General features: G+C 74.6%; 20 protein-coding genes and 1 pseudogene. 8 read left to right on the top strand and 13 right to left on the bottom strand.

Annotated features, from left to right (window positions below):
* Positions 1-22: 22 nt before the first annotated feature.
* Positions 23-1051 carry an Atu2307/SP_0267 family LLM class monooxygenase gene (locus MODMU_RS10975; RefSeq protein ID WP_014740304.1) on the bottom strand — a complete coding sequence of 343 codons (1029 nt, stop codon included), beginning with the start codon at positions 1049-1051 and terminating at the stop codon, positions 23-25.
* Positions 1052-1141: 90 nt separating this feature from the next.
* Positions 1142-1720: an acyl-CoA-like ligand-binding transcription factor gene (locus tag MODMU_RS10970; protein WP_014740303.1), complete on the bottom strand. Its 579-nt coding sequence runs from the start codon at positions 1718-1720 to the stop codon at positions 1142-1144.
* Positions 1721-1859: 139 nt separating this feature from the next.
* Between MODMU_RS10970 and MODMU_RS10965 the strand changes: the two genes are divergently transcribed.
* Together MODMU_RS10965 and MODMU_RS10960 are read left to right on the top strand one after the other, a co-directional pair.
* A complete protein-coding gene (locus tag MODMU_RS10965) occupies positions 1860-2687 on the top strand; it encodes a mycofactocin-coupled SDR family oxidoreductase (protein WP_014740302.1) in 828 nt (275 codons plus the stop codon).
* A 34-nt stretch (positions 2688-2721) separates the two neighbouring features.
* A complete protein-coding gene (locus MODMU_RS10960; protein WP_014740301.1) occupies positions 2722-3576 on the top strand; it encodes a mycofactocin-coupled SDR family oxidoreductase in 855 nt (284 codons plus the stop codon).
* Here MODMU_RS10960 and MODMU_RS10955 read toward each other — a convergent pair.
* Positions 3554-4186: an SRPBCC family protein gene (locus tag MODMU_RS10955; protein ID WP_014740300.1), complete on the bottom strand. Its 633-nt coding sequence runs from the start codon at positions 4184-4186 to the stop codon at positions 3554-3556. The genes MODMU_RS10960 and MODMU_RS10955 overlap by 23 nt on opposite strands.
* A complete protein-coding gene (locus MODMU_RS10950) occupies positions 4183-4560 on the bottom strand; it encodes an ArsR/SmtB family transcription factor (protein WP_014740299.1) in 378 nt (125 codons plus the stop codon). The genes MODMU_RS10955 and MODMU_RS10950 overlap by 4 nt, the downstream gene beginning before the upstream one ends.
* 75 nt (positions 4561-4635) lie before the next feature.
* Here MODMU_RS10950 and MODMU_RS10945 point away from each other — a divergent pair, with 75 nt between their 5' ends.
* Positions 4636-5907: a D-arabinono-1,4-lactone oxidase gene (locus MODMU_RS10945; RefSeq protein WP_014740298.1), complete on the top strand. Its 1272-nt coding sequence runs from the start codon at positions 4636-4638 to the stop codon at positions 5905-5907.
* 6 nt (positions 5908-5913) lie between these two features.
* On the opposite strand, the gene MODMU_RS10940 is transcribed toward MODMU_RS10945, so the two are convergent.
* The 8 genes and pseudogenes from MODMU_RS10940 to MODMU_RS10905 form a co-directional block, all read right to left on the bottom strand.
* Positions 5914-7569 (bottom strand): helix-turn-helix domain-containing protein, encoded by a 1656-nt coding sequence (locus MODMU_RS10940; RefSeq protein ID WP_014740297.1) that lies wholly within the window; start codon positions 7567-7569, stop codon positions 5914-5916.
* 47 nt (positions 7570-7616) lie between these two features.
* On the bottom strand, positions 7617-8441 hold the full coding sequence (locus MODMU_RS10935) for a class I SAM-dependent methyltransferase (RefSeq protein ID WP_014740296.1): 825 nt from the start codon (positions 8439-8441) through the stop codon (positions 7617-7619).
* Positions 8442-8554: 113 nt separating this feature from the next.
* The gene (locus MODMU_RS10930) at positions 8555-9562 is read right to left on the bottom strand and encodes a sugar phosphate isomerase/epimerase family protein (RefSeq protein WP_014740295.1); all 1008 of its coding nucleotides are present in this window, start codon (positions 9560-9562) and stop codon (positions 8555-8557) included.
* Positions 9562-10746 (bottom strand): Gfo/Idh/MocA family protein, encoded by a 1185-nt coding sequence (locus MODMU_RS10925; protein WP_014740294.1) that lies wholly within the window; start codon positions 10744-10746, stop codon positions 9562-9564. The genes MODMU_RS10930 and MODMU_RS10925 overlap by 1 nt, the downstream gene beginning before the upstream one ends.
* Positions 10747-10805: 59 nt before the next feature.
* Positions 10806-11867, bottom strand: coding sequence for a substrate-binding domain-containing protein (locus tag MODMU_RS10920; RefSeq protein ID WP_014740293.1), 1062 nt, complete (start codon positions 11865-11867; stop codon positions 10806-10808).
* Positions 11868-12252: 385 nt separating this feature from the next.
* Positions 12253-12942: pseudogene (locus MODMU_RS29450) on the bottom strand (ABC transporter permease); the annotation flags it as partial.
* Positions 12943-13187: 245 nt separating this feature from the next.
* On the bottom strand, positions 13188-14768 hold the full coding sequence (locus tag MODMU_RS10910) for a sugar ABC transporter ATP-binding protein (protein ID WP_014740291.1): 1581 nt from the start codon (positions 14766-14768) through the stop codon (positions 13188-13190).
* A gap of 130 nt (positions 14769-14898) precedes the next feature.
* A complete protein-coding gene (locus tag MODMU_RS10905; protein ID WP_014740290.1) occupies positions 14899-16101 on the bottom strand; it encodes an ROK family protein in 1203 nt (400 codons plus the stop codon).
* A 132-nt stretch (positions 16102-16233) separates the two neighbouring features.
* Between MODMU_RS10905 and pnuC the strand changes: the two genes are divergently transcribed.
* Both pnuC and MODMU_RS10895 read left to right on the top strand, forming a co-directional pair.
* The gene (gene pnuC, locus MODMU_RS10900) at positions 16234-16908 is read left to right on the top strand and encodes a nicotinamide riboside transporter PnuC (RefSeq protein ID WP_014740289.1); all 675 of its coding nucleotides are present in this window, start codon (positions 16234-16236) and stop codon (positions 16906-16908) included.
* 37 nt (positions 16909-16945) lie between these two features.
* The gene (locus MODMU_RS10895; RefSeq protein WP_014740288.1) at positions 16946-18040 is read left to right on the top strand and encodes an SDR family oxidoreductase; all 1095 of its coding nucleotides are present in this window, start codon (positions 16946-16948) and stop codon (positions 18038-18040) included.
* Positions 18041-18067: 27 nt separating this feature from the next.
* Here MODMU_RS10895 and MODMU_RS28885 read toward each other — a convergent pair whose 3' ends face one another.
* On the bottom strand, positions 18068-18658 hold the full coding sequence (locus MODMU_RS28885) for a TetR/AcrR family transcriptional regulator (protein WP_041795179.1): 591 nt from the start codon (positions 18656-18658) through the stop codon (positions 18068-18070).
* A 171-nt stretch (positions 18659-18829) separates the two neighbouring features.
* On the opposite strand from MODMU_RS28885, the gene MODMU_RS29065 reads away from it, so the two are divergent.
* The 3 genes from MODMU_RS29065 to MODMU_RS10880 all read left to right on the top strand — a co-directional run bounded on the left by MODMU_RS29065 (position 18830) and on the right by MODMU_RS10880 (position 21492).
* Positions 18830-19738: an MFS transporter gene (locus tag MODMU_RS29065; RefSeq protein WP_014740286.1), complete on the top strand. Its 909-nt coding sequence runs from the start codon at positions 18830-18832 to the stop codon at positions 19736-19738.
* Positions 19739-20284 carry an MFS transporter gene (locus tag MODMU_RS29060; RefSeq protein ID WP_014740285.1) on the top strand — a complete coding sequence of 182 codons (546 nt, stop codon included), beginning with the start codon at positions 19739-19741 and terminating at the stop codon, positions 20282-20284.
* Positions 20285-20346: 62 nt separating this feature from the next.
* Positions 20347-21492: a CaiB/BaiF CoA transferase family protein gene (locus MODMU_RS10880; RefSeq protein ID WP_014740284.1), complete on the top strand. Its 1146-nt coding sequence runs from the start codon at positions 20347-20349 to the stop codon at positions 21490-21492.
* Positions 21493-21501 lie beyond the last annotated feature (9 nt).

Genomic DNA, 21501 nt, shown 5'->3' with positions numbered 1-21501 from the left:
GCGCGCACCTGGTCGGCCGGGGTCAGCCGGCCGCAACCCGGGGCACGACCTCGGTGCCCAGCAGCTCGATGCCGCGCAGCAGGTCGGCGTGCGCCAGCCGCGGGTTGGTCATCTGCAGCGAGATCCGGTCCACCCCGCCGAGCTGCCCCGAGATCCGCACCAGCTTCTCGGCCACGGTGTCCGGGTCGCCCATGAAGAACGCGCCGTCCGGGCCGCTCGTCGCGTCGAACTGCGCGCGGGACGGCGGGGAGAAGCCGCGCTCGCGGGAGACCTTGGTGAACATCTCGTGCCAGCCGGGGTAGATGGTGTCCGCGGCCGCCTGGGTGCTCTCCGCGACGAAGCCGAACACGTGCAGGCCGACCTGGAGCGTCTCCGGGGCGTGCCCCGCCTGCGCGCCGGCCCGGCGGTACAGGTCGATCAGCGGGCCGAACTGGCGCGGCTCCCCACCGATGATGGCGACCATCAGCGGCAGCCCGAGCAGGCCGGCGCGGACGAAGGACTCCGGCGTCCCGCCGACGCCCACCCAGATCGGCAGCGGGTCCTGCAGCGGCCGCGGGTAGATGCCCTGGCCGGTGAGCGCGGGGCGGTGGCGCCCGGACCACGTCACCTCCTCCGAGTCCCGGATCTGCAGCAGCAGGTCGAGCTTCTCGGAGAAGAGCGAGTCGTAGTCGGCCAGCGACAGGCCGAACAGCGGGAACGCCTCGGTGAACGACCCGCGGCCGACGACCAGGTCGACCCGGCCGCGGGAGATCAGGTCGAGGGTGGCGAACTCCTGGAACACCCGCACCGGGTCGGCGGCGCTGAGCACGTTGACCGCGCTGCCCAGCCGGATGCGCGAGGTGCGGGCGGCCGCGGCGGCCAGGATGACCGCCGGTGCCGAGTCGTAGTACTCCGGCCGGTGGTGCTCGCCGATGCCGAAGGAGTACAGGCCCACCTCGTCGGCGAGGGCGATCTCCTCGAGCAGGTGGGCCATCCGCTCCTCGGGCCCGACCACGTGACCCGACGCGGGATCGGTCACCGCCGAGACGAAGCTGTCGACGCCGAGGTGCATGGGGTCCTCCCGGAGAGCTGAGCGGCGCCGACGGACGGTTCCGTCAAACGCTCAACCACCAGTGAACCAGACCGCTCGTGGAGCAGGCGCTCACCGCAGGGTGGGCTCCGGGGGCAGCAGCAGCCGCAGCATGCCGGTGAGCGCGTCTGCCAGGTCACCCCCCGGCTCGGAGATCCAGTGCTCGTGCGCCGCCAGGGTCGCCGCCAGGACCGCGTGCCCGACCGCGAGCGGGAACATCGGGTCGGCCGCCCGCAGCGTCCGCGCGAAGTCCGCCGCCGCCGACCGCCAGGCCGCGAAGACGACGGAGGCGTGCGCCTGCAGCGCCGGCACCGTCAGGATCAGCTGCGCCCGCTGCCGCGCCCACTCCTCCTCCCCGGCCGGCACCCGCAGCGCCGTGGTCACCGACCGGGTCACCACCTCCCGGTAGGTCAGCCCCGGCGCGGGGTCGGCCAGGCACTCCCGCAGCCGGGCCAGCTCCGCCGGGGAGTCGGCGAACAGCACGTCGGCCTTGGTCGCGAAGTAGCGGAAGAAGGTGCGCCGGCTGATCCCGGCCGCCGCGGCGACGTCCTCGATGCTGGTCTGCTCGAAGCCGCCGGCGACGAACAACCGCTGGGCCACCGCGGCCAGCTCGTGCGCGGTCGTGGCGGGCCGGCCGGCCGCCACGCTCACCGGTGCCGTCCCCCGCCGTCCCCATCCCCCGATCCTGCCCGACCGCACCGGCACAGATCCGCCCGCCGGCCCCCTTCCGCTTCTGGCACGGAGTGCCATAACGTGCGACGCACGTCACACCACACCGCTGGGAGGGCTCATGGGCCGGGTCGAGGGCAAGGTCGCGTTCATCACCGGAGCGGCGCGCGGGCAGGGGCGCAGCCACGCCGTCCGGCTGGCACAGGAGGGCGCCGACATCATCGCCGTCGACGTCTGCCGGCAGGTCGAGACGGTGCCCTACCCGACCGCGACGTCCGAGGACCTGGCCGAGACGGTGCGCCAGGTCGAGGCCCTGGATCGGCGGATCATCGCCACCGAGGCCGACGTCCGGGACCTCGCGGCGCTGCAGGCGGCGGTCGACGACGGCGTCGCCCAGCTCGGCAGGCTCGACATCGTGCTGGCCAACGCCGGCATCTCCACCCCCGCCTCCACGCTGGAGATGGACGAGGAGACCTGGTCGACGATGATCGACGTCAACCTGACCGGGCAGTGGAAGACGATCAAGGCGGCCGTGCCGCACGTCGTCGCCGGGGGCCGGGGCGGCTCGGTGGTCATCACCAGCTCGCTCGCGGCGATCTACGCGAACCCCAACACCGCGCACTACTCCGCGGCCAAGGCCGGGCTCGTGATGTTCGCCAAGGTGCTGGCCAAGGAGCTGGCACCGCACAGCATCCGGGTCAACACGATCCACCCGACGACGGTGGCCACGGACATGATCCTCAACGAGCCGACCTACCGGCTGTTCCGGCCGGACCTGGAGAACCCGACGCGCGCGGACTTCGAGGAGGCCGCGCTGACGCTGAACAAGCTGCCGGTACCCGCGATCGAGGCCGTCGACATCTCGAACGCCGTGCTCTACCTCGTCTCCGACGAGGGCCGCTACGTCACCGGGACGACGCACGTCGTCGACGCCGGCGGCCAGCTCTGACCCGTCCGTCCACACCACTGCAGAGGAGAACGTCATGGGACTGCTCGACGGCAAGGTCGCACTGATCACCGGCGGTGCCCGGGGGCAGGGGCGTGCGCACGCGCTGACCTCAGCGCGCGAGGGCGCCGACGTGGTGCTGGTCGACATCGCCGACCAGCTGGAGACCGTGCCCTACGCGATGGCCACGGCCGACGACCTGGCCGAGACCGTGCCCCAGGTCGAGGCGCTGGACCGGCGGGCGCTGGCGGTGACGGCCGACGTCCGCGACCAGGGCCAGCTCGACGAGGCGGTCAGCCGCGGGATCGCCGAGTTCGGGAAGATCGACATCCTCATCGCCAACGCCGGGATCTGGACCCAGGGCCCGTTCTGGGAGCTGTCCGAGCAGTCCTGGGACGAGATGATCGGGGTCAACCTCACCGGCGTCTGGAAGTCGGCGAAGGCGGTGGCGCCGCACATGATCGAGCGGCAGAGCGGGTCCATCGTGATCACCTCCTCGGTCAACGGCCTCGAGCCCGGGGCGAACTACGCCCACTACGTCGCCGCCAAGCACGGCGTCATCGGCCTGATGAAGAACATCGCCCTCGAGCTGGCCCCCCACGGGGTGCGCTGCAACTCGATCAACCCCGGGGCGATCAAGACGCCGATGACCGACCACCAGGGCGCCTGGGACATGTTCGCCGGCCACGAGGGCGGCACGGAGGCCGACCTCATCGAGGGCGGCTACCACTTCCACGCGCTCAAGGGCATGACGTTCATGCCGCCGCAGGTCATCGCGGACACCGCGCTCTACCTCAACTCCGACCTGGCCGCCGCGGTGACCGGCGTGACCATCCCGGTCGACGCCGGTCACATGCTGCTGACCGGGTTCAACCAGGCACCGGTCCGGTGACCTCCGGCCCGGGCGCGAACTGCGCCCGGGCCGCCTGCACGCCGGCGGCGACCTCGTCCGGGGTCGCCGTCGCGCCGATCGCCGCCACCCACGCGTCGATCGAGGCGGCGTTGTAGCGCTGCACCTCCCGCGTCCCCTCCCAGGCGACCGGGTCGCCGACCGGCTCGCCGCGCAGGAACAGCGCCAGCCCGAGGACGGCGACGTCCCAGCCGGGGCCCACGTACAGCGCCCCCGCGCCGCTGCCGGCGAAGGCGACCGGCACCGAGTGCTCCAGGTGCAGCTCGGTGGCCGCGCCGTCCGGGGTCAACCGCAGCCGCACGATGCTCTGCGGACCACCCCAGCTGACCGTGAAGCCGTGCGGCGGGTCGCACTCCTGCACCTCGCCGCCGGCGTTCCCCTCGACCTGGAAGGCCCCACCCACCCGGAGGTCACCGCTCACCGGCGCGAACCACCGGGCCAGCCGGTCGGGCTCGGTGACGGCGGACCAGACGTCGGCGACCGCCGCGTCGTACCGGCGGCGGACGCCCACCGCGATCTCCTCGGCATCGCCGCTCCCCCGCCGCTGCACGTCCCGGTGAGCTGCCACCAGCTCGTCGATGAGGTCCCTCATGTCTCCTCCTCCGTGTCGGCCGCGGGCACGGTGCCCGTGGTCGCTGCTCCCGACCGGGCACGCGCGCCCCGGGCGAGCTCGGTGGCCAGCGCGTCCAGGCGCTGGTCCCAGAACCGGCGGAAGCCGGTGAGCCAGGCGTCGATCTCCTGGAGCCCGGCCGCGTCGACGGCGTAGAGCCGCCGGGCGCCGTCGGCCCGCACCCGGGCGAAGCCGTTCTCCCGCAGCACCTTGAGGTGCTGGGAGGCGGCGGGCTGGGAGATGCCGAACTCGGCGTGCACCACGGCCGCGACCTGCCCCGCGGGCTGCTCGCCCTCGGCGAGCAGCTCCAGGATGCGGCGCCGGACCGGGTCGCCGAGGACGTCGAACGCGTGCACCTGCTCACCATATAAGCTGAGACTTATATGCGCAACCCCGTGCCGCCCTCCACGTGGCCTGAGGGAGACTGGGGCGTGATCGAGGTGCCCGTGGCGCTGTCCACGACGAACTGGGCCGGCAACTACACCTACTGGGCGAGGACGCTGCACCGCCCGCAGTCGCTGGAGCAGCTGCAGGAGGTGGTCTCCGCCGGGGCGCGGGTGAAGGTGCTCGGCTCCCGCCACTCCTTCACCGGCATCGTCGACTCGGCCGAGCTGGTGTCGCTGGAGGCGATGACCTCCCCGGACTCCGTCGTCGTCGCCCCCGACCGGCGGACGGTGACCGTGGACGCCGGCCTCACCTACGGCGAGGTGGCTGCGGCGCTCCAGCCCCACGGTCTGGCACTGCACAACCTCGCCTCGCTCCCGCACATCTCGGTGGCCGGTGCCGTGGCCACCGCCACCCACGGGTCCGGCGTGGGCAACGGGAACCTGGCGACCGCGGTCGCGGCCCTGGAGCTGGTCACCTCCGCCGGCGAGGTGGTGCGCGCCGCCCGCGGGGACGCCGACTTCGACGGCATGGTCGTCGGCCTGGGCGCGCTGGGCGCGGTCACCCGGGTCACCCTCGACGTCGAGCCGGCGTTCGAGGTCCGGCAGCAGGTCTTCGACCACCTGCCGTGGACGGCGCTGTTCGAGCACTTCGACGAGGTCGTGTCCTGCGGCTACAGCGTCAGCCTCTTCACGCTGTTCGGCGGCGACGTGGACATGGTCTGGGTGAAGTCGCGGACCGACGCAGCGGCCCCGCCCGAGGGCGAGCTGTTCGGTGCGGTGGCCGCCGACGGCGAGCGGCACCCCATCCCCGGGATCGACCCGAGCCCGACCACGCCGCAGCTGGGCAGCGCCGGGCCGTGGTCGGACCGGCTGCCGCACTTCCGGATGGGCTTCACGCCCAGCAACGGCGACGAGATCCAGTCCGAGTACCTGCTCCCCCGGGCGCACGCCGTCCCGGCGCTGGAGGCGCTGCGCGCGCTCGCCGACCGGATCCGGCCGCTGCTGCAGACCTGCGAGATCCGCACCGTCGCCGCCGACCGGCTCTGGCTCAGCACGGCGCACGAGCAGGACTCGGTCGCCCTGCACTTCACCTGGGTGCAGGCGCAGTCCGCGGTCGAGGAGCTGCTCGTCGACCTGGAGGCCGCCCTGCTCCCCCTGGGGGCGCGCCCGCACTGGGGCAAGGTCTTCCTGGCCGACGCCGGCACGCTGGCCCCCCGGTACCCCCGGCACGCCGACTTCGCCGACCTGGTGCAGCGGCTGGACCCCCGGCGCGCCTTCGGCAACGCGTGGCTGGAGCGGCACGTCCTCGGCGGCTGACCGCCCTCAACCGGGCAGCAGGCCGCCCGGCTGACGACGACGGACGGCGTGGGCGGCGGCCTCGGCGCGGTTGCGGGCGCCCAGCTTGGCCAGGATGTGGCTCACGTGGTGCCCGGCGGTCTTCTCGCTGATCACCAGGGTCCGGGCGATGCCGGCGTTGGACAGCCCCCGGGCGACCAGCGCGAGCACCTCCTCCTCCCGCGCGGACAGCTCGCCGGCGTCCCGCCGGTGCGCCGGGTCGCCGCACTCCCGGAGCACCGCCGCCGCGGCGTCGGCCGCCCGGCTGGCGCCGAGGTCGCGGAAGGCGGCCAGCGCCGCGGCCGCCTCGTCCCGGGCGGTGTCCCGGTCGTCGGGGGCCACCGCCCGGGCCAGCGCCAGCCGGGCCGCCGCCGCGTCGAACGGCATCTGCAGCCCGGTGAACCCGCGCAGCGCGCGGCGGGCCGGCTCCGCCGCCTCCCGGGGCCGCCCGGCCGCGAGCTCGACGGCCGCGTCGGCCAGCCGGGCGCGGGCGTCGAGCAGCCGGATGCCGGTGTCCGCGCCCAGCGCGGCGAGCTCGGCGGCCGCGGTCCGGGCGCCCGGCAGGTCGGCGAGGGCGAGCCGGGCGTGCACCAGCGGCGAGAGCAGCCCGCCGGTCGCCACCGCGTCGTCCGGCGCGGCGCGGAGCCCGCGCTCGAGCAGCGCGGCCGCCGGGCGGGGCCGTCCCTCGGCCAGCCGCAGCAGCGCCAGCGCGCGCAGCGTCGCCGGGTGCTCCTCCCGGCCGGCGAGCAGCTCCCCCGCCTCGGCCAGCCGCCCCTGCTGGACCCGCAGCTCGGCCAGCGAGGCGACCGTGGGGGCGCCCACCTGCGGCAGGTGCGGCGTGCGCACGGCCAGCGCCTCCTGCAGCGCCTGCTCCGCGTCGGCCCACCGGCCGTGGGCGATGAGCAGCTCGGCGTGGACCGTGCGGCAGGCGCCGAACAGCGGCGTGATCGCCGACGCCCGCGCGAACGCCTCGACGTGCGCGCACCACTCGGCCGCCCGGGTCCACTCCCCGGCCGACGCGCACCCCACGACCAGGTTGCAGTAGGCCTCGCCGAGGGTGTGCACGTCCTGCGCCCGGCCGGCGGTCGCCGCCGCCATGGCCTCCTCGAGCAGCCGCAGCCCGGCCTCCCGGTGGCCGGCCCGGACCTCTGCCCGGCCCAGCAGGCTGATCGCCAGCACCTCGAGGTCGGCGTCCCCGGTCACCCGGGCCACCTCCAGCGCCCGGGACGCCGCCGCGGTCTGGTCCCGCACCGTCGCCGCCTGCCGGGCGCGCTCGACGGCCACCCAGCCGTGACCGGCGCACAGCGGCACGTCGGCCATGACCCGCTCGGCCCGGGCCAGCCAGCCGCGGGCCACCGACCCGTGGCCGCCGAGCAGGTGCTGGTGGGCCACCCACACGGCCGCCCGCGCGGCCTCGCCGCAGCGGCCGGCCTGCACGTGGTCGGCGAAGGCCCGCTCGCGCAGCGCGATCGCCTCGGGGACCCGGCCGAGGAACCACTGGGCCTGGGCGAGCCCGTCCCGGGCGTCGGCGTCCCCGTCCTCGCCGAGGGCAGCGGCGTACGCCGAGCGGGCGGACTCCCAGTCCGCCCGCTCGAGCGCCTGCCTGCCGGTCCGCAGCTGCGCGGCCCCCTCGGGCCCCTGCACCGGCCGAGCCTCCCACGGAGGGGCCGCGCTGAGGACCCCTGGCGCGGTCAGCTCCGGGTGCCGACGGCGAGCAGGTACTCGCTGTCGAACCGGGCCTGCTCCGGCGTGCCGTGGTCGAACTCGTCGCACACGGCGTCCAGCGCGGCGTCGAACTCCGCCTCGCGGCCGTCCTTCACCGCGTTGGCCCGGGCCGCGATCGTCGGACCGTAGTGGGCCTTGAAGTGCTCGGCGTAGCCGTGCACCTGCGGGAACGCGGTGATGTCCAGCGCCTCCCGGCGCATCGTCGTCCACTCGACCCGGCCGCCGAACAGCCCGCGCAGGTGCTCCTCGCTGCCCCACAGCGGCGGCGGCTGGGCGCCGGGCGGAGGCGGCGGCGCGAAGGGCTTCATCGCGCGGAACAGCGCACCGACCATGCCCTCGGGCGTCCAGCAGAGCAGGCCGATCGTGCCGCCGGGCCGGCAGACCCGGACCAGCTCGTCGGCCGCCTCCTGGTGGTGCGGGGCGAACATGACGCCGATCGCGGACATCACGACGTCGAAGGACGCCGCCTCGAACGGCAGGTGCTCGGCGTCGGCCTCGGTCCACTCCAGCTGCAGCCCGGCCGCCTCGGCCCGCCGGCGGCCCTCGGCCAGCAGCTGCGGGGTGAGGTCGCTGGCGGTGACCCGGGCGCCCCGGGCCGCCGCGGGCAGCGACGCGTTCCCGGTGCCGGCGGCGACGTCGAGCACCCGGTCGCCGGCGGAGACGGCGCAGGCCTCCACCAGCCGGGGACCGAGCGGGGTCAGGAAGGTCTCGACCATCCGGGGGTAGTCCCCGGAGGCCCACATGGCGCGGTGGCGTGCCTTGAGCTCGGTGTCGGTGGTGGTGGCGGTCATCGGTTCCTCCTGGTCAGCGGGGTCTCGCTGCCCACGAGCGTGGCCGCCACCGTTCCCGGTGGCATCGGGCGAACTCCCCATCTCCCGCCTCGGCGGGAGACGGGGAGACCGGCTCAGTTGCCGCTGGAGAAGGCGGCGTCGAAGGCGGCCGCGGGCGGGTCGAAGGCCAGCCGGCGGACGAACTCCAGCGCCTCGGGCGCCCCGACCAGCCGGTCCATGCCGGCGTCCTCCCACTCCACCGAGATCGGCCCGGTGTAGCCGATGGTGTTCAGCATCCGGAAGCACGCCTCCCACGGGACGTCGCCGTGGCCGGTGGAGACGAAGTCCCAGCCGCGCCGCGGGTCGGCCCACGGCAGGTGGGAGCCCATCCGGCCGTTGCGGCCGTTGCCCACCTGCTTCTTCGCGTCCTTGCAGTCCACGTGGTAGATCCGGTCCTTGAAGTCCCAGATGAAGGAGACCGGGTCCAGGTCCTGCCAGACGAAGTGCGACGGGTCCCAGTTCAGCCCGAACGCCTCGCGGTGCCCGATCGCCTCCATGGTGCGGACCGTCGTCCAGTAGTCGTAGGCGATCTCGCTCGGGTGCACCTCGTGCGCGAACTTGACCCCGACCTCGTCGAAGACGTCCAGGATCGGGTTCCAGCGGGCGGCGAAGTCGGCGTAGCCGTCCTCGATCATCGAGTCGGGCACCGGCGGGAACATCGCCACGGTCTTCCAGATCTTGCTCCCGGTGAACCCGACGACGACGTCGACGCCCAGCGCGCGGGCGGCCCGGGCGGTGGCCTTCATCTCCTCCGCGGCCCGCTGCCGCACGCCCTCGGGGTCGCCGTCGCCCCAGACCCGGGCGTTGACCATGCCGCGGTGCCGCTCGTCGATCGGGTCGTCGCAGACGGCCTGGCCGTTGAGGTGGTTGGAGATGGCGTACACCGACAGCCCGTGCCGCTCCAGGATCCCCAGCCGCTCCTTGACGTAGGACTCGTCCTCGGCGGCCCGGACGACGTCGAGGTGGTCGCCCCAGCAGGCGATCTCCAGGCCGTCGTAGCCCCAGCCCGAGGCCAGCCGGCACACCTCCTCGAAGGGCAGGTCGGCCCACTGGCCGGTGAACAGGGTGACGGGGCGGGGCATCAGCTCTCTCCTTCGATCGGGGTCCAGGTGGAGCGGTCGGCGGCGCTGCGCTCGACCGCGTCGAGCACGCGCTGCACCTGCAGGCCGTCGGCGAAGGACGGCGTCGGCTGCTCACCGGCCGCCAGCGCCGCCACCAGGTCCACGACCTGGTGGGTGAAGCCGTGCTCGTAGCCCAGCCCGTGGCCGGCCGGCCACCACGCCCCGACGTAGGGGTGCTCGGGCTCGGTGACCACGATCCGCCGGAACCCGGCGGTCTCGGCCGGGTCGGCGCCGTCGTAGAAGTGCAGGACGTTCATGTCCTCGAAGTCGAAGGCCAGGCTGCCGGCCGACCCGTTGACCTCGATCCGGATGGCGTTCTTGCGGCCCAGCGCAAACCGGGTCGCCTCGAAGGTGGCCAGCGCGCCCTCGGTGAACCGGCCGAGGAACACCGCGGCGTCGTCGACGGTGACCTCGCCCATGCCCTCCCCGGCGACCCCGCCCAGCGTGCCGGTGCTCGCCGGCAGCGGGCGCTTCTTCACGAAGGTCTCCAGGAGGGCGCTGACCCCGGTGAGCCGCTGGCCGGTGATGAACTGGGTGAGGTCGACGATGTGCGCGCCGATGTCGCCCAGCGCGCCCGAGCCGGCCTTGTCCTTCTGCAGCCGCCACGACATCGGCGCGGCCGGGTCGGCGATCCAGTCCTGCAGGTACTGCGCGCGGACGTGCCGGATGGTGCCCAGCCGCCCGTCGGCGACCAGCTTGCGGGCCAGGGTGACCGCCGGGACCCGCCGGTAGGTGAAGCCGACCATCGCCCGCACTCCGGACGCCGCGGCCCGCTCGGCGGCCGCGGCCATCGCCTCGGCCTCGGCGACGGAGTTGGCCAGCGGCTTCTCGCACAGCACGTGCTTGCCCGCCTCGAGCGCGGCGATCGCGATCTCGGCGTGGGTGTCACCCGGGGTGCAGATGTCGACCAGGTCGACGTCGGTGCGCTCCAGGACGCGGTGCCAGTCGGTCTCGGTGCCCGCCCAGCCCAGCCGGTCGGCCGCGGCCGACAGGGCAGCGGGGTCCCGGCCGGCCAGCACGGTCAGCTCGGGGGTGAGCGGGAGGTCGAAGAAGCGCGGCGCGGTCCGCCACGCGTGGGAGTGGGCCACGCCCATGAAGGCGTAACCGATCATGCCGACGCGCAACGGCGGCGGGGTGGGGGTCATCGCAGGCTCCAGGAGACGACCGGGGGCGCCGACGGTCGTCGGCGCCCCCGGAGGTGCGGTCAGGACTCGAACGCGCTGTCGATGTACTGGTCGACGTTGTCCTTGGTGACGACCGGTGCGTTGAGCACGATCTGCTTCGGGATCTCCACCTCGACGAGGTCGGACATCGCCTTGTCCTGGGCCAGCAGGCGGGCCATCTTGACCCCGTCGGCGGCCTGGGTCGACGGGTAGATGACCGTGGCCTTCAGCACCGAGTCGTCGGCCTGGATGCTGCGCATGGCGTTGGCCGAACCCGCGCCGCCGACCATGATGAACTCGTCCCGGCCGGCGTTGTTGATCGCGGCCAGCACGCCGACGCCCTGGTCGTCGTCGTGGTTCCAGATGGCGTCGATCTTCGGCGCGGCCTGCAGCAGGTTGGAGGCCGCCTCCTCGCCGGACTCGACGGTGAACTCCGCCGCCACCCGGTTGCTGACCTTCAGCCCGCAGTCACCGAGCGCGTCGGCGAAGCCCTGGCTGCGCTCCTGGGTGAGCGGCAGGGAGTCGATGCCGGCGATCTCGGCGACGACGGCGTTCGGGGTGTCCGACAGCTGCGAGCAGATGTACGTGCCCGCCGAGACGCCCATGCCGTAGTTGTCACCGAGCACCGTGGAGCGGGCGGCGAACGGGCTGTCGAACTGGCGGTCGACGTTGATCACCGGGATGCCGGCGTCCATCGCCTTCAGCGCGACCGGGGTCAGCGCCGCACCGTCGAAGGGCAGCAGCACGATGGCGTCGACCCCGTCGTTGATGAAGGTCTCCACCTGGCTGATCTGGGTGCTGACGTCGTTGGTGCCCTCGGCGACCTGCAGGTCGACGTCGTCGTACTCCTCGGCCGCGGCCTTGGCGGCGTTGGTGATGCCGGCCATCCAGCCGTGGTCGGCCGCCGGCGCGGAGAAGCCGATGGTGACGGTGTCGCCGGAGTCGTCGTTGGAGCTGGCGGCGTTGCTGCTGCCGCCGTCGCCGGAGGAGGAGCTCTCCTCCGGGGAGTTGCTGGTGCAGCCGGCCACCATCGCCGTCGCCCCGACCAGGCAGACGGTGGTGGACAGCAGGCGCCGGAACGGGCGCTGCCGCGTTGCAGTCATCGTTCTCTCCTCGTGTCGAGCCGACCTGGGCAGTCCAGGCGGTGGGGCGGTGCTGGTGCTGCCCAGGCGGTCCGGGGACCGACTGGGGGTCGTGCTGGCCGCGCCGGGGGCACGGCCAGGTCAGAGGGTGGGGTCGCCGGCGCCGGGGCGGTTCCCGGCCGGCCCGCCGGGGACGGACGACCCGCCGGACACGGTGCCGGAGGGACCGCCGGTGGCCAAGGGGGCCCCCACCTGCGGTGCCGTCACCGCCCGGCGCGGCGTCCAGGGACCGGGGCTTCCGCATCCGGAAGCCGCCCGTGGCCAGCCGCTGCTGGAGCAGGACGGCGGCGACGATGATGACGCCGCGGGCCACCGCCTGCGCCGAGCTGGACAGGTTGTTCAGCGTGAAGACGTTGCCGAGCGTGGTGAAGATCAGCACGCCGAGCACGGTGCCGACGATGGTGCCGCGACCGCCGACGAGCAGCGTGCCGCCGATGACCACCGCGGCGATGGCGTCCAGCTCGTAGAGGTTGCCGTGGGTCGAGCTGCCGGTCGTGGTGCGCGCCATGATCATCACCGCGGCGATGCCGCAGGTGAACCCGGAGAGCACGTAGAGCCAGACGGTGTGCCGCTGCACCCGGATGCCGGCCAGCCGGGCCGCCTCCGCGTTGCCGCCGACGGCGAAGGTGCGCCGGCCGAACGTCGTGCGGTTCAGCAGCACCCAGCCGGCCACGGCGACCAGCGCGAACACGATGACCAGCGTCGGGATGCCGAGCACGTCACCGGAGAAGAACCGGATGAAGTCCTGGTCCTGGACGATCTGGGTGCGCCGGTTGGAGATGATCTCGGCCAGCCCGCGGGCCGCGGCCAGCATCGCCAGGGTGGCGATGAAGGCGACCAGCTTGCCGTAGGCGATCACCACGCCGTTGACCAGGCCGGCGATCGACCCCACCAGCAGCGCGGTGACCACCATGACGATCCAGTGCGTGTCCTCGGCCATCTGCTGGGTGGCCAGGGTGCTGGCCCACACCGAGGACAACGCCACCAGCGCGCCGACCGACAGGTCGATGCCGCCGCCGATGATCACGAAGGTCATCCCGACGCTCACCACACCGATGACGGCGGCCAGCCGCAGGATGGTCAGCACGTTGTCGACGTCGGCGAACCGGTCGCCCGCCGACACGACGCCGGCGATGCAGAGCAGCACCAGCGCGACGATCAGCCCGAGGTTGCGGCCCAGCGGCCCGGCGAGCAGGCCGCCGCCACCGCCCCCGCCCCCGCCCGCCCGGGGCGCGTCGGCGCCGGTCGTCGCGCCGGTCGGCGTCGTCGTGGTCGAGTGGCTCACGCTGCGTCTCCTTGTCCGGCGGCGGCGCCGTGCGCCGTGCCCTGCATCACGAGGTCGAGCACCCGGTGCTCGTCGAGCTCGTCGGCCGCGGCGGCCGCCACGACCGCGCCGTCGGCCACCACCAGCACCCGGTCGGCCAGCCCCAGCACCTCCGGGATCTCGCTGGAGACCACGACCACGGCCACGCCGCGGTCGGCCAGCGCCCGCACGAGCGCGTAGATCTCCGACCGCGCGCCGACGTCGACGCCGCGGGTCGGTTCGTCCAGCAGCAGCACCTTGCAGTCGCGGAGCAGCCAGCGCGCCAGCACGACCTTCTGCTGGTTGCCGCCGGACAGCGTGCGGACCTCGCGCTCGACGTCGACCGGCCGCAGGTCCAGCGACTCGGCCTGGTCGCGGGCGGCCTGCTTCTCCGCGCCGCCGGACAGGAACCCGCCGCGGGCGAACCGGCCCAGCGTGGACAGCGTGATGTTGCGGTAGATCGGCTCGCCGAGCAGCAGCCCCTGGCTCTTGCGCTCCTCGGGGGCCAGCCCGACCCCGGCGGAGACCGCGGCGGCCACGTCGCCGCCCCGCAGCTTCCGGCCGGCCACCCGGACCGTGCCGCCGGTGGCCTTGCGGGCGCCGTAGACGGTCTCCAGGATCTCCGACCGCCCGGAGCCCACCAGCCCGGCGAGGCCGAGGACCTCCCCGGGCCGGACGGTGAACGACACCCCGGTGAACTCGCCGGCCAGGTCCAGGTCGGTGACCTCGAGCAGCGGCTCGGCCTGCGGGTCGACCGCCGCGCCGCGGGGCGGGAAGACGTACTCGATCGTCCGGCCGGTCATCAGCGTGATGACCTCCCGGGTCGGGGTGTCGCGGACGGGCAGGCCGGTGGCCACCGTCCGGCCGTCCTTGAGCACGGTGATCCGGTCGCCGACCTGCCGGATCTCCTCCAGCCGGTGCGAGATGTAGACCACGGCGACGCCGCTGGCGGTGAGGTCGCGGATGACCTGGAAGAGGTGGTCGACCTCCTCGCTGTCCAGGACCGCGGACGGCTCGTCCATGACGATCAGCCGGGCGTCCTGGGACAGCGCGCGGGCCATGCTGACCATCTGCTGCGAGGCGGCCGACAGCGAGCCGACCTCGGCGGTGGGCCGGATCTCCGGGTGGCCCAGCCGGGCGAGCAGCTCGGCGGCGGCCCGGTTGGCCTGCGCCGGCCGGGTGATGCCCAGCCGGGAGCGCTCCCGGCCGAGGAAGACGTTGTCGGCGACGGTGAGCCCGGAGACCAGGTCGAGCTCCTGGTAGATGGTGGCGATGCCGCGGCTCATCGCGGCCTGCGGGTCGCCGAGGGTGACCGGTGCGCCGTCCCAGAGGATCTGGCCCTCGTCGGGCTGGTGGGCGCCGGCCAGCACCTTGATCAGCGTGGACTTGCCGGCACCGTTCTGACCGAGCAGGCAGTGCACCTCACCGGCGCGCACCTCGAGGTCGACGCCGTCCAGCGCCCGGACGCCGGGGAACTGCTTGACGATGCCGTGCATCTCCAGCAGCGGCGCGGACGTCGCCGGTGCGGGGTGCGCCCCGGCGGGGGTGCCGAGCGTCATGCCACCAGCTCCAGACTTTTGCTCAACACTGAACACAAGTACGTGCAGGCCGGACACTATGGCCGCGGTCACACGCCGGTCAAGGAGCAGCGCCCGCGTTACCGAACCGCAACCCGCGGACGGGTGAGGGTCAGCGGGCGGGGCGGGGACCCACGGCGGCCTGGGCCGGCAGCCGGGAGGCGGAGCTGACCGAGTCCTCGTCGAGGTAGCCCTCGATCGCCATCAGGGCGGCGCCGAGCCGGCCGGACATCTCCGGGGCCTCGCTCACCGTGATCTCCAGCTTGCGGGCGGCCAGCGGCAGCGAGCGGCCGTAGACCGCCTCGCGGATCCCGGCCAGCAGCGGGGCGCCGGCCTGGGCGACGCCGCCGGTCATCACGATCCGGTGCGGGTTGAAGAAGTTGACCAGGCTGGCCAGCACGGTGCCGATGGTCCGGCCGGCGTCGCGGACCAGCTCCAGCGTGGGCCCGTCGCCCTGCGCGGCGAGCTGGACCAGCTCCCGCGTCGAGGTGACCGGCAGCCCCGCCGCCTGCGCGTCGCGGAGCAGGGCGCCGCCGCCGGCGATGGCCTCCAGGCAGTTCTCGTTGCCGCACCGGCAGAGGACCGACCGCCCCGGCGGCAGCGGGACGGAGATGTGCCCGATGTCCCCGGCGCTGCCCTGGGCGCCGCGGTAGACCTGGCCGTCGACGATGATCCCGCAGCCGATGCCGGTGCCCACCTTGATCACCAGCACGTCCTCGACCGACCCGGCGACGCCCATCTCGCCCAGCGCCATGACGTTGACGTCGTTGTCGGCGAAGACCGGGCAGCCGTACCGGCCGAACGCGTCCGGGATCGGGTGGTCGTGCCAGCCCGGCATGATCGGCGGGTGCACGGGCCGGCCGGTCGACACCTCGACCGGCCCCGGCACGCCGACGCCGATGGCGCACACGTCGGCGGGGGTGAGCCCGGCCTCGGCGAGCACCTGCTGGGCCAGCCGGTCGACCTCGGCGAGCACCGCCCGGGGGCCGTCGGCGATGTCGATCGGGTGACCCACCGTGGCGAGCACCTCCGCGGACAGGTCGGTGACCGCGACGTCGACGCTGGTGACCCCGAGGTCGACGGCGAGCACGCAGCCGGCGCGGCTGTTGAACCGCAGCAGCGTGGGCGGCCGCCCGCCGGTGCTCCAGCCCCGCCCGCCCTCCTCCAGCAGGTTGGCCGCGATCAGCTGGTCGACCCGCGCGCTCACCGTGTTCCGCGAGGCGCCGGTGAGCGCCACGAGCTCCGCCCGGCTGCGCGCGCGGCCGGTGCGCACGTGGTGCAGCAGTGCGCTGGCGGAGGCGGAGGGGTGGACCACGGGGTCATGGTGGCACGCGGAGCGGTGACGGGGTGTCCGCGCGGCACTCCGCCCGGGGACGGCCCGCGGGAAGATCCCGGGCCGCTGCCGCGCTTGCGTCGTGCGTGCACGCCGACCTGCGGAGGAACTGAGATGGGCTGGCTGCTGGACGCGTCCGTGCACGTGCTGGGCGCCGACATCCTGTGGCGGGAGATCATCGGCAACGCGATCGGGCTGGCCAGCGCCGTCCTCGGCATGGGTCGGCGGACCGCGGCCTGGCCGGTCGGGATGGTCGCCAACGTGCTGCTGTTCACGGTGTTCCTGGGCGGGGTCTTCGCCACCCCGCAGGACACCGACCTGTACGGCCAGGCCGGCCGGCAGGTGCTGTTCTTCGCGGTGAGCGCCTACGGCTGGTGGCGTTGGCAGCGCAACCGGCGCACCGGCGCCGGCGCCCCCGCCGTCGTCCCCCGCTGGGCGACCGGCCGGGAACGGCTGGGCCTGCTGCTGGCCGCGGCAGCCGGGCTGCTCGTGGCCTGGTGGGCGCTGGGCCGGCTGGGCAGCTACGGGCCGCTGGCCGACGCCTGGATCTTCGTCGGCAGCGTGCTGGCCACTTACGGCATGGCCCGCGGGTACCTGGAGTTCTGGCTGGTCTGGGTGGCGGTCGACGCCGTCGGCGTGCCGCTGCTGCTGCGGGCCGGCTACTACCCCTCGGCCCTGCTCTACGTCGTCTACGGCGCCTTCTGCGTGTGGGGCTTCGCCACCTGGCTGCGGCTGCGCCGGTCGGTCGTGCCGCCGGTCGACGACCCGGCGCTGGAGTCGATCGGCTGAGCGGAACAGCACGGGCGCCGCGGGTGCTGCCCTCCCCGTGACCGAACAGCCCACCCCACCGCCCTCCCCCGACTCCTCCGCGCTCGTCGTCGGCGCCAGCGGCATCACCGGCACCGCGCTCGTCGACCGGCTCTCCGCCGGCGGGTGGGACGTCGCCGGCCTGTCCCGGCGTCCCGTCCCCGGGTCGCCGGCCCGGCACGTCGCCGCCGACCTGCGCTCGGCCGGTTCGCTGGCCGACGCGCTGCGCGCGGAGCGGCCCACCCACGTCTTCTTCTGCGCGTGGTCGCGGCAGCAGACCGAGGCGGAGAACATCGTGGTCAACCGGGCGATGGTCGCCGACCTGCTGGCCGCCCTGGCACCGGGCCGCAGCGTCGCGCACGTCGCCCTGGTCACCGGCCTGAAGCACTACCTCGGCCCGTTCGAGGCCTACGGGCAGGGCGACCTCCCGGACACCCCGTTCCTCGAGGACGCCGAGCGGCTGCCGGTGCCGAACTTCTACTACGACCAGGAGGACGCGCTGTGGGCCGGCGCCGCCGAGCTGGGCGCCACCTGGAGCGTGCACCGGTCGCACACGGTCATCGGCCACGCCGTCGGGAACGCGATGAACATGGGGCTGACGCTGGCCGTGCAGGCCGCGATCTGCCGGGCCACCGGCCGCCCCTTCGTCTTCCCGGGCTCGGAGACCCAGTGGAACGGGCTGGTGGACATGACCGACGCCGGGCTGCTCGCCGAGCACATGGTCTGGGCGGCCACCACCCCGGCCGCGGCGGACCAGGCGTTCAACGTGGTCAACGGCGACGTCTTCCGCTGGCGCCGGATGTGGCCGCGGCTCGCCGCCGCCCTCGGGGTCGAGCATGAGGGCTTCTCCGGCGCCCCGCGCCCGCTCGAGCAGCAGATGGCCGGGGCCGAGCCGGTGTGGGCGCGGATCGTCGCCGAGCACGGCCTGGCCGAGCCGGACCTGTCCCGGGTCGCCTCCTGGTGGCACACCGACTCCGACCTCGGCCGCGACGTCGAGGTGCTGGCGGACATGTCGCGGAGCCGGCTGGCCGGGTTCACCCGCTACGTGCGCACCGAGGACGCCTTCCTGCGGCTGTTCGACCGCTACCGGGCGGACGGCGTCATCCCCGGCTGAGCCGTCCCCGCGCGCCGGGTCAGCGGGTCAACGGGCGGCGAGGACCTCGTCCAGGTGCGCCAGCGGGTCGGGCGGTCCGCCGTCGACGACGTCGTCGAGCCAGGTGCGGAACGCCGCCACCGCCCGGGCCACCGCCAGCCGGGTCCGCCAGTCGGGCGGCCCGGCCGCGGCCCGGCGGGCGAGGAGCTCCTCGGCGAGCTCCCGCTCCCGTCCGGCCAGGTGCAGGGAGGGGTTCGACCGCACCGCCGCCGACGTCCTCGCCACCTGGAAGAACACCGCCAGCCGCTCGCCCTGCGCGAGCACGTACTCCCCCAGCTCGCGCAGCGAGCGGGTGAGCACCTCGGCGTCGTCCAGGTCGGCGGGGGCGGCGGCGATCGCCGCGGACACCCGCTCGGCCATCCGCCGGGCCGGCTCGGCCAGCAGGTCCTCCTTGGTCGGGAAGTACCGGAAGAACGTGCGGGGTGCGATCTCCGCCGCGGCGCAGACGTCGGCGACCGTCACCGCCTCGTAGCCGCGCTCGGCGAACAGCTGCAGCGCCACGTCGACGGTGGCGGCCCGGCTGTCCGCCCGCTTCCGCTCCCGCAGCCCCTCGGTGCCGCCCCCTGCCCGCTCGGTCACGGACGACCTCCTCAACTGGTTGGCGTGAGCAACGACACACCGGGGAAGTCCTGCTCCTGGCCGTCCACTCCGCCGCTGGTGTGCGACCGTACGACTCGTGGCAGTTTGTGCCACTTTGTCGCACCGCCCGTGCCCCGTCCGGGTAGGCCCTGAGTCTCCACGGGAGTCCCCTTGTCCCAGACCACCCACCCCGCCGCCGGCACAGGGACGCCCCCTGCGGACGCCGGCTGGCAGCCCCGGCAGGTCGCCGCGGTCGCCATCGTCGCCGTCTGCGGTGTCATCGTCGCGCTCACCCAGACCCTCCTGGTGCCGGTGCTCCCGGAGATCCAGCAGTCGCTGGGCAGCTCCACCAGCGGCACCCAGTGGCTGCTCACGGTGACCCTGCTGGTCGCCGCGGTCGCCGTCCCCGTCTTCGGCCGGCTCGGCGACCTGTACGGCAAGCGGCTGATGCTGATGGTCGCGGCCGCCGCCCTGCTGGTCGGCTCGCTGGTCTGCGCCTTCAGCGACTCGCTGGGCTGGCTGATCGTCGGCCGGGCCGTCTCCGGTGCCTCCGCGGCCGCGATCCCGCTGGGCATCAGCCTGATCGGCTCGGTGCTGCCGGCCCGGCGCGCCGGCACCGGCATCGCGCTGGTCAGCGCCACGCTGGGCATCGGCGGCGCCCTGGGACTGCCGCTGGCCGCGCTGGTGGCCGAGCACGCCGACTACCACGCGCTGTTCTGGATCTGCGTGGCCGGCGGCGTCATCGCCCTGGTCGGCATCCGGCTCGCGGTGGTCGAGCCGCCGCGGGTGGCCACCGGCCGGCTCGACCTCGGCGGCACGGCCCTGCTCGCCGCCGCGCTCGTCGCGCTGCTCCTCCCGCTGGCCCAGGCCACCACGTGGGGCTGGGGCGACCCGCGGACCCTTGGCCTGCTCGCCGCAGCGGTGGTCCTGCTCGTCGTCTTCGTGCTCGTCGAGCGCCGGACGGCGTCGCCGCTGGTCGACCTGGTCACCAACGCCCGCCCGGCGCTGCTGCTGACCAACGTCGCGTCGATCTGCGTCGGCTTCGCGCTGTTCGCCAGCCTGATCGGCACCGCCGCCTAAGTGCAGGCACCGCCCGCCTCCGGGTACGGCTTCGGCTCGTCGGTGCTGGCCAGCGGGATGGCGATGGCCCCCAGCGGCATCGCCATGCTGCTGCTGTCCCCGGTCTCGGCGGCGCTGTCCCGGCGCTTCGGGCCCAAGACAGCACTGGCCCTCGGCGCGGCGGTCATCGCGCTCGGGTTCCTCTCCCGGATCGTGTTCACCGGCTCGTACCTGCAGATCGTGATCGGGACGACGATCGCCGGGGCCGGCACCGGGATCGCCTACGCCGCGATGCCCAGCCTGGTGCTGCGCGGCGCCCCGGCGTCGGAGCTGGCCGCGGCCAACGGCCTCAACGCGCTGGCCCGCAGCGTCGGCAGCTCGCTGGCCAGCGCGATCGGCGGCACCATCCTGGCCGCCTCGACGATCACCCTGGGCGCCTACGCGCTGCCGTCGCTGACCGCCTACCGGGTGCTGTTCGCCGCCTGCGCCGGGGCGGCGGTGGTCGGTGCGCTGGTCGCGCTGGTCATCCCGACCGGGCGGCACGCCGAGGAGCCTGCGGCCGGCTGACCCCGTGCCCGCGGCGGGCCGGCGCTTGACGCCCGGCCCGTCGGTGCGGTCAGGTCCTCGGCATGACCACCGGACCCCTCGCCGGGCTGCGCGTCGTCGAGCTGACCGGCCTGGGGCCCGCCCCGTTCGCCGCGATGCTGCTGGCCGACCTCGGCGCCGACGTGCTGCGCATCGACCGCCCGGGTGCCCGGCCGTTCACCGGCTCGACCGAGCACGACCTGCTCGCCCGCGGCCGCCGGTCGGTGGCGGTGGACCTCAAGCACCCCGACGGCCCCGCGCTCGTCCGCACCCTCGCCGAGCGGGCCGACGTGCTGCTCGAGGGCTTCCGCCCCGGGGTGACCGAGCGGCTGGGCATCGGGCCCGAGGAGTGCCTGGCCCGCAACCCGCGGCTGGTCTACGGCCGGATGACCGGCTGGGGCCAGGAGGGCCCGCTGTCGGCGACGGCCGGGCACGACCTCGGGTACATCGCGGTCACCGGCGCGCTGCACGCGATCGGACGGGCCGGCGGCCCGCCGCAGGTCCCGCTCAACCTGGTCGGCGACTTCGGCGGCGGCGCGATGTACCTGGTGGTGGGGGTCCTCGCCGCCCTGCTCGAGGCCCGGGTCAGCGGCCGGGGGCAGGTCGTGGACGCGGCCATCGTCGACGGCACCGCGCACCTGGCCACCATGGTCGTCGGCATGCTCGGCGGCGGGCTGTGGCGGGACGAGCGGGGCGTCAACCTGCTCGACTCCGGCGTCCCCTGGTACGACGTGCACGAGACCGCCGACGGCCGGCACCTCGCGGTGGCCGCCCTCGAACCGCAGTTCTACGCCGAGCTGGTCGACCGGCTGGGGATCGCCGACGTCGCCCCCGACCGGGCCGGCGCCGACCCCGCGGTGCTGCGCGGGCTGATCGGGGACGCGGTCCGCCGGCGCACCCGCGACGAGTGGGTCGAGGTGTTCGCCGGCAGCGACGCCTGCGTCGCCCCGGTGCTGTCGTTCGCCGAGGCCCGCGAGCACCCCCACCTGGCCGCCCGGCAGACCTACGTCGAGCACCACGGCGTCGTCCAGCCGGCACCGGCGCCCCGGTTCTCCCGGACGCCGGCCGCGCTGGACCGCCCGCCCGCCCGCGCCGGCGAGCACACCCGGGAGGCCCTGGCCGACTGGGGCGTCGAGGACGTCGACGCCCTGCTCGCCACAGGGACGGTGGCTACCGTCGGGGAGCACTGATCAACAACG

The sequence above is a fragment of the Modestobacter italicus genome (assembly GCF_000306785.1).
GTDB classification, from domain to species: domain Bacteria; phylum Actinomycetota; class Actinomycetes; order Mycobacteriales; family Geodermatophilaceae; genus Modestobacter; species Modestobacter italicus.
This window is presented reverse-complemented; position numbering and strand designations above follow the sequence as displayed.

Bases quoted from the DNA above. Each gene is read 5' to 3' on its own strand.
- MODMU_RS10975 (WP_014740304.1), bottom strand. From the start codon at position 1,051: ATGCACCTCGGCGTCGACAGCTTCGTCTCGGCGGTGACCGATCCCGCG.
- MODMU_RS10965 (WP_014740302.1), top strand. From the start codon at position 1,860: ATGGGCCGGGTCGAGGGCAAGGTCGCGTTCATCACCGGAGCGGCGCGC.
- MODMU_RS10960 (WP_014740301.1), top strand. From the start codon at position 2,722: ATGGGACTGCTCGACGGCAAGGTCGCACTGATCACCGGCGGTGCCCGG.
- MODMU_RS10955 (WP_014740300.1), bottom strand. From the start codon at position 4,186: ATGAGGGACCTCATCGACGAGCTGGTGGCAGCTCACCGGGACGTGCAG.
- MODMU_RS10935 (WP_014740296.1), bottom strand. From the start codon at position 8,441: ATGACCGCCACCACCACCGACACCGAGCTCAAGGCACGCCACCGCGCC.
- MODMU_RS10930 (WP_014740295.1), bottom strand. From the start codon at position 9,562: ATGCCCCGCCCCGTCACCCTGTTCACCGGCCAGTGGGCCGACCTGCCC.
- MODMU_RS10925 (WP_014740294.1), bottom strand. From the start codon at position 10,746: ATGACCCCCACCCCGCCGCCGTTGCGCGTCGGCATGATCGGTTACGCC.
- MODMU_RS10920 (WP_014740293.1), bottom strand. From the start codon at position 11,867: ATGACTGCAACGCGGCAGCGCCCGTTCCGGCGCCTGCTGTCCACCACC.
- MODMU_RS10910 (WP_014740291.1), bottom strand. From the start codon at position 14,768: ATGACGCTCGGCACCCCCGCCGGGGCGCACCCCGCACCGGCGACGTCC.
- pnuC (WP_014740289.1), top strand. From the start codon at position 16,234: ATGGGCTGGCTGCTGGACGCGTCCGTGCACGTGCTGGGCGCCGACATC.
- MODMU_RS10880 (WP_014740284.1), top strand. From the start codon at position 20,347: ATGACCACCGGACCCCTCGCCGGGCTGCGCGTCGTCGAGCTGACCGGC.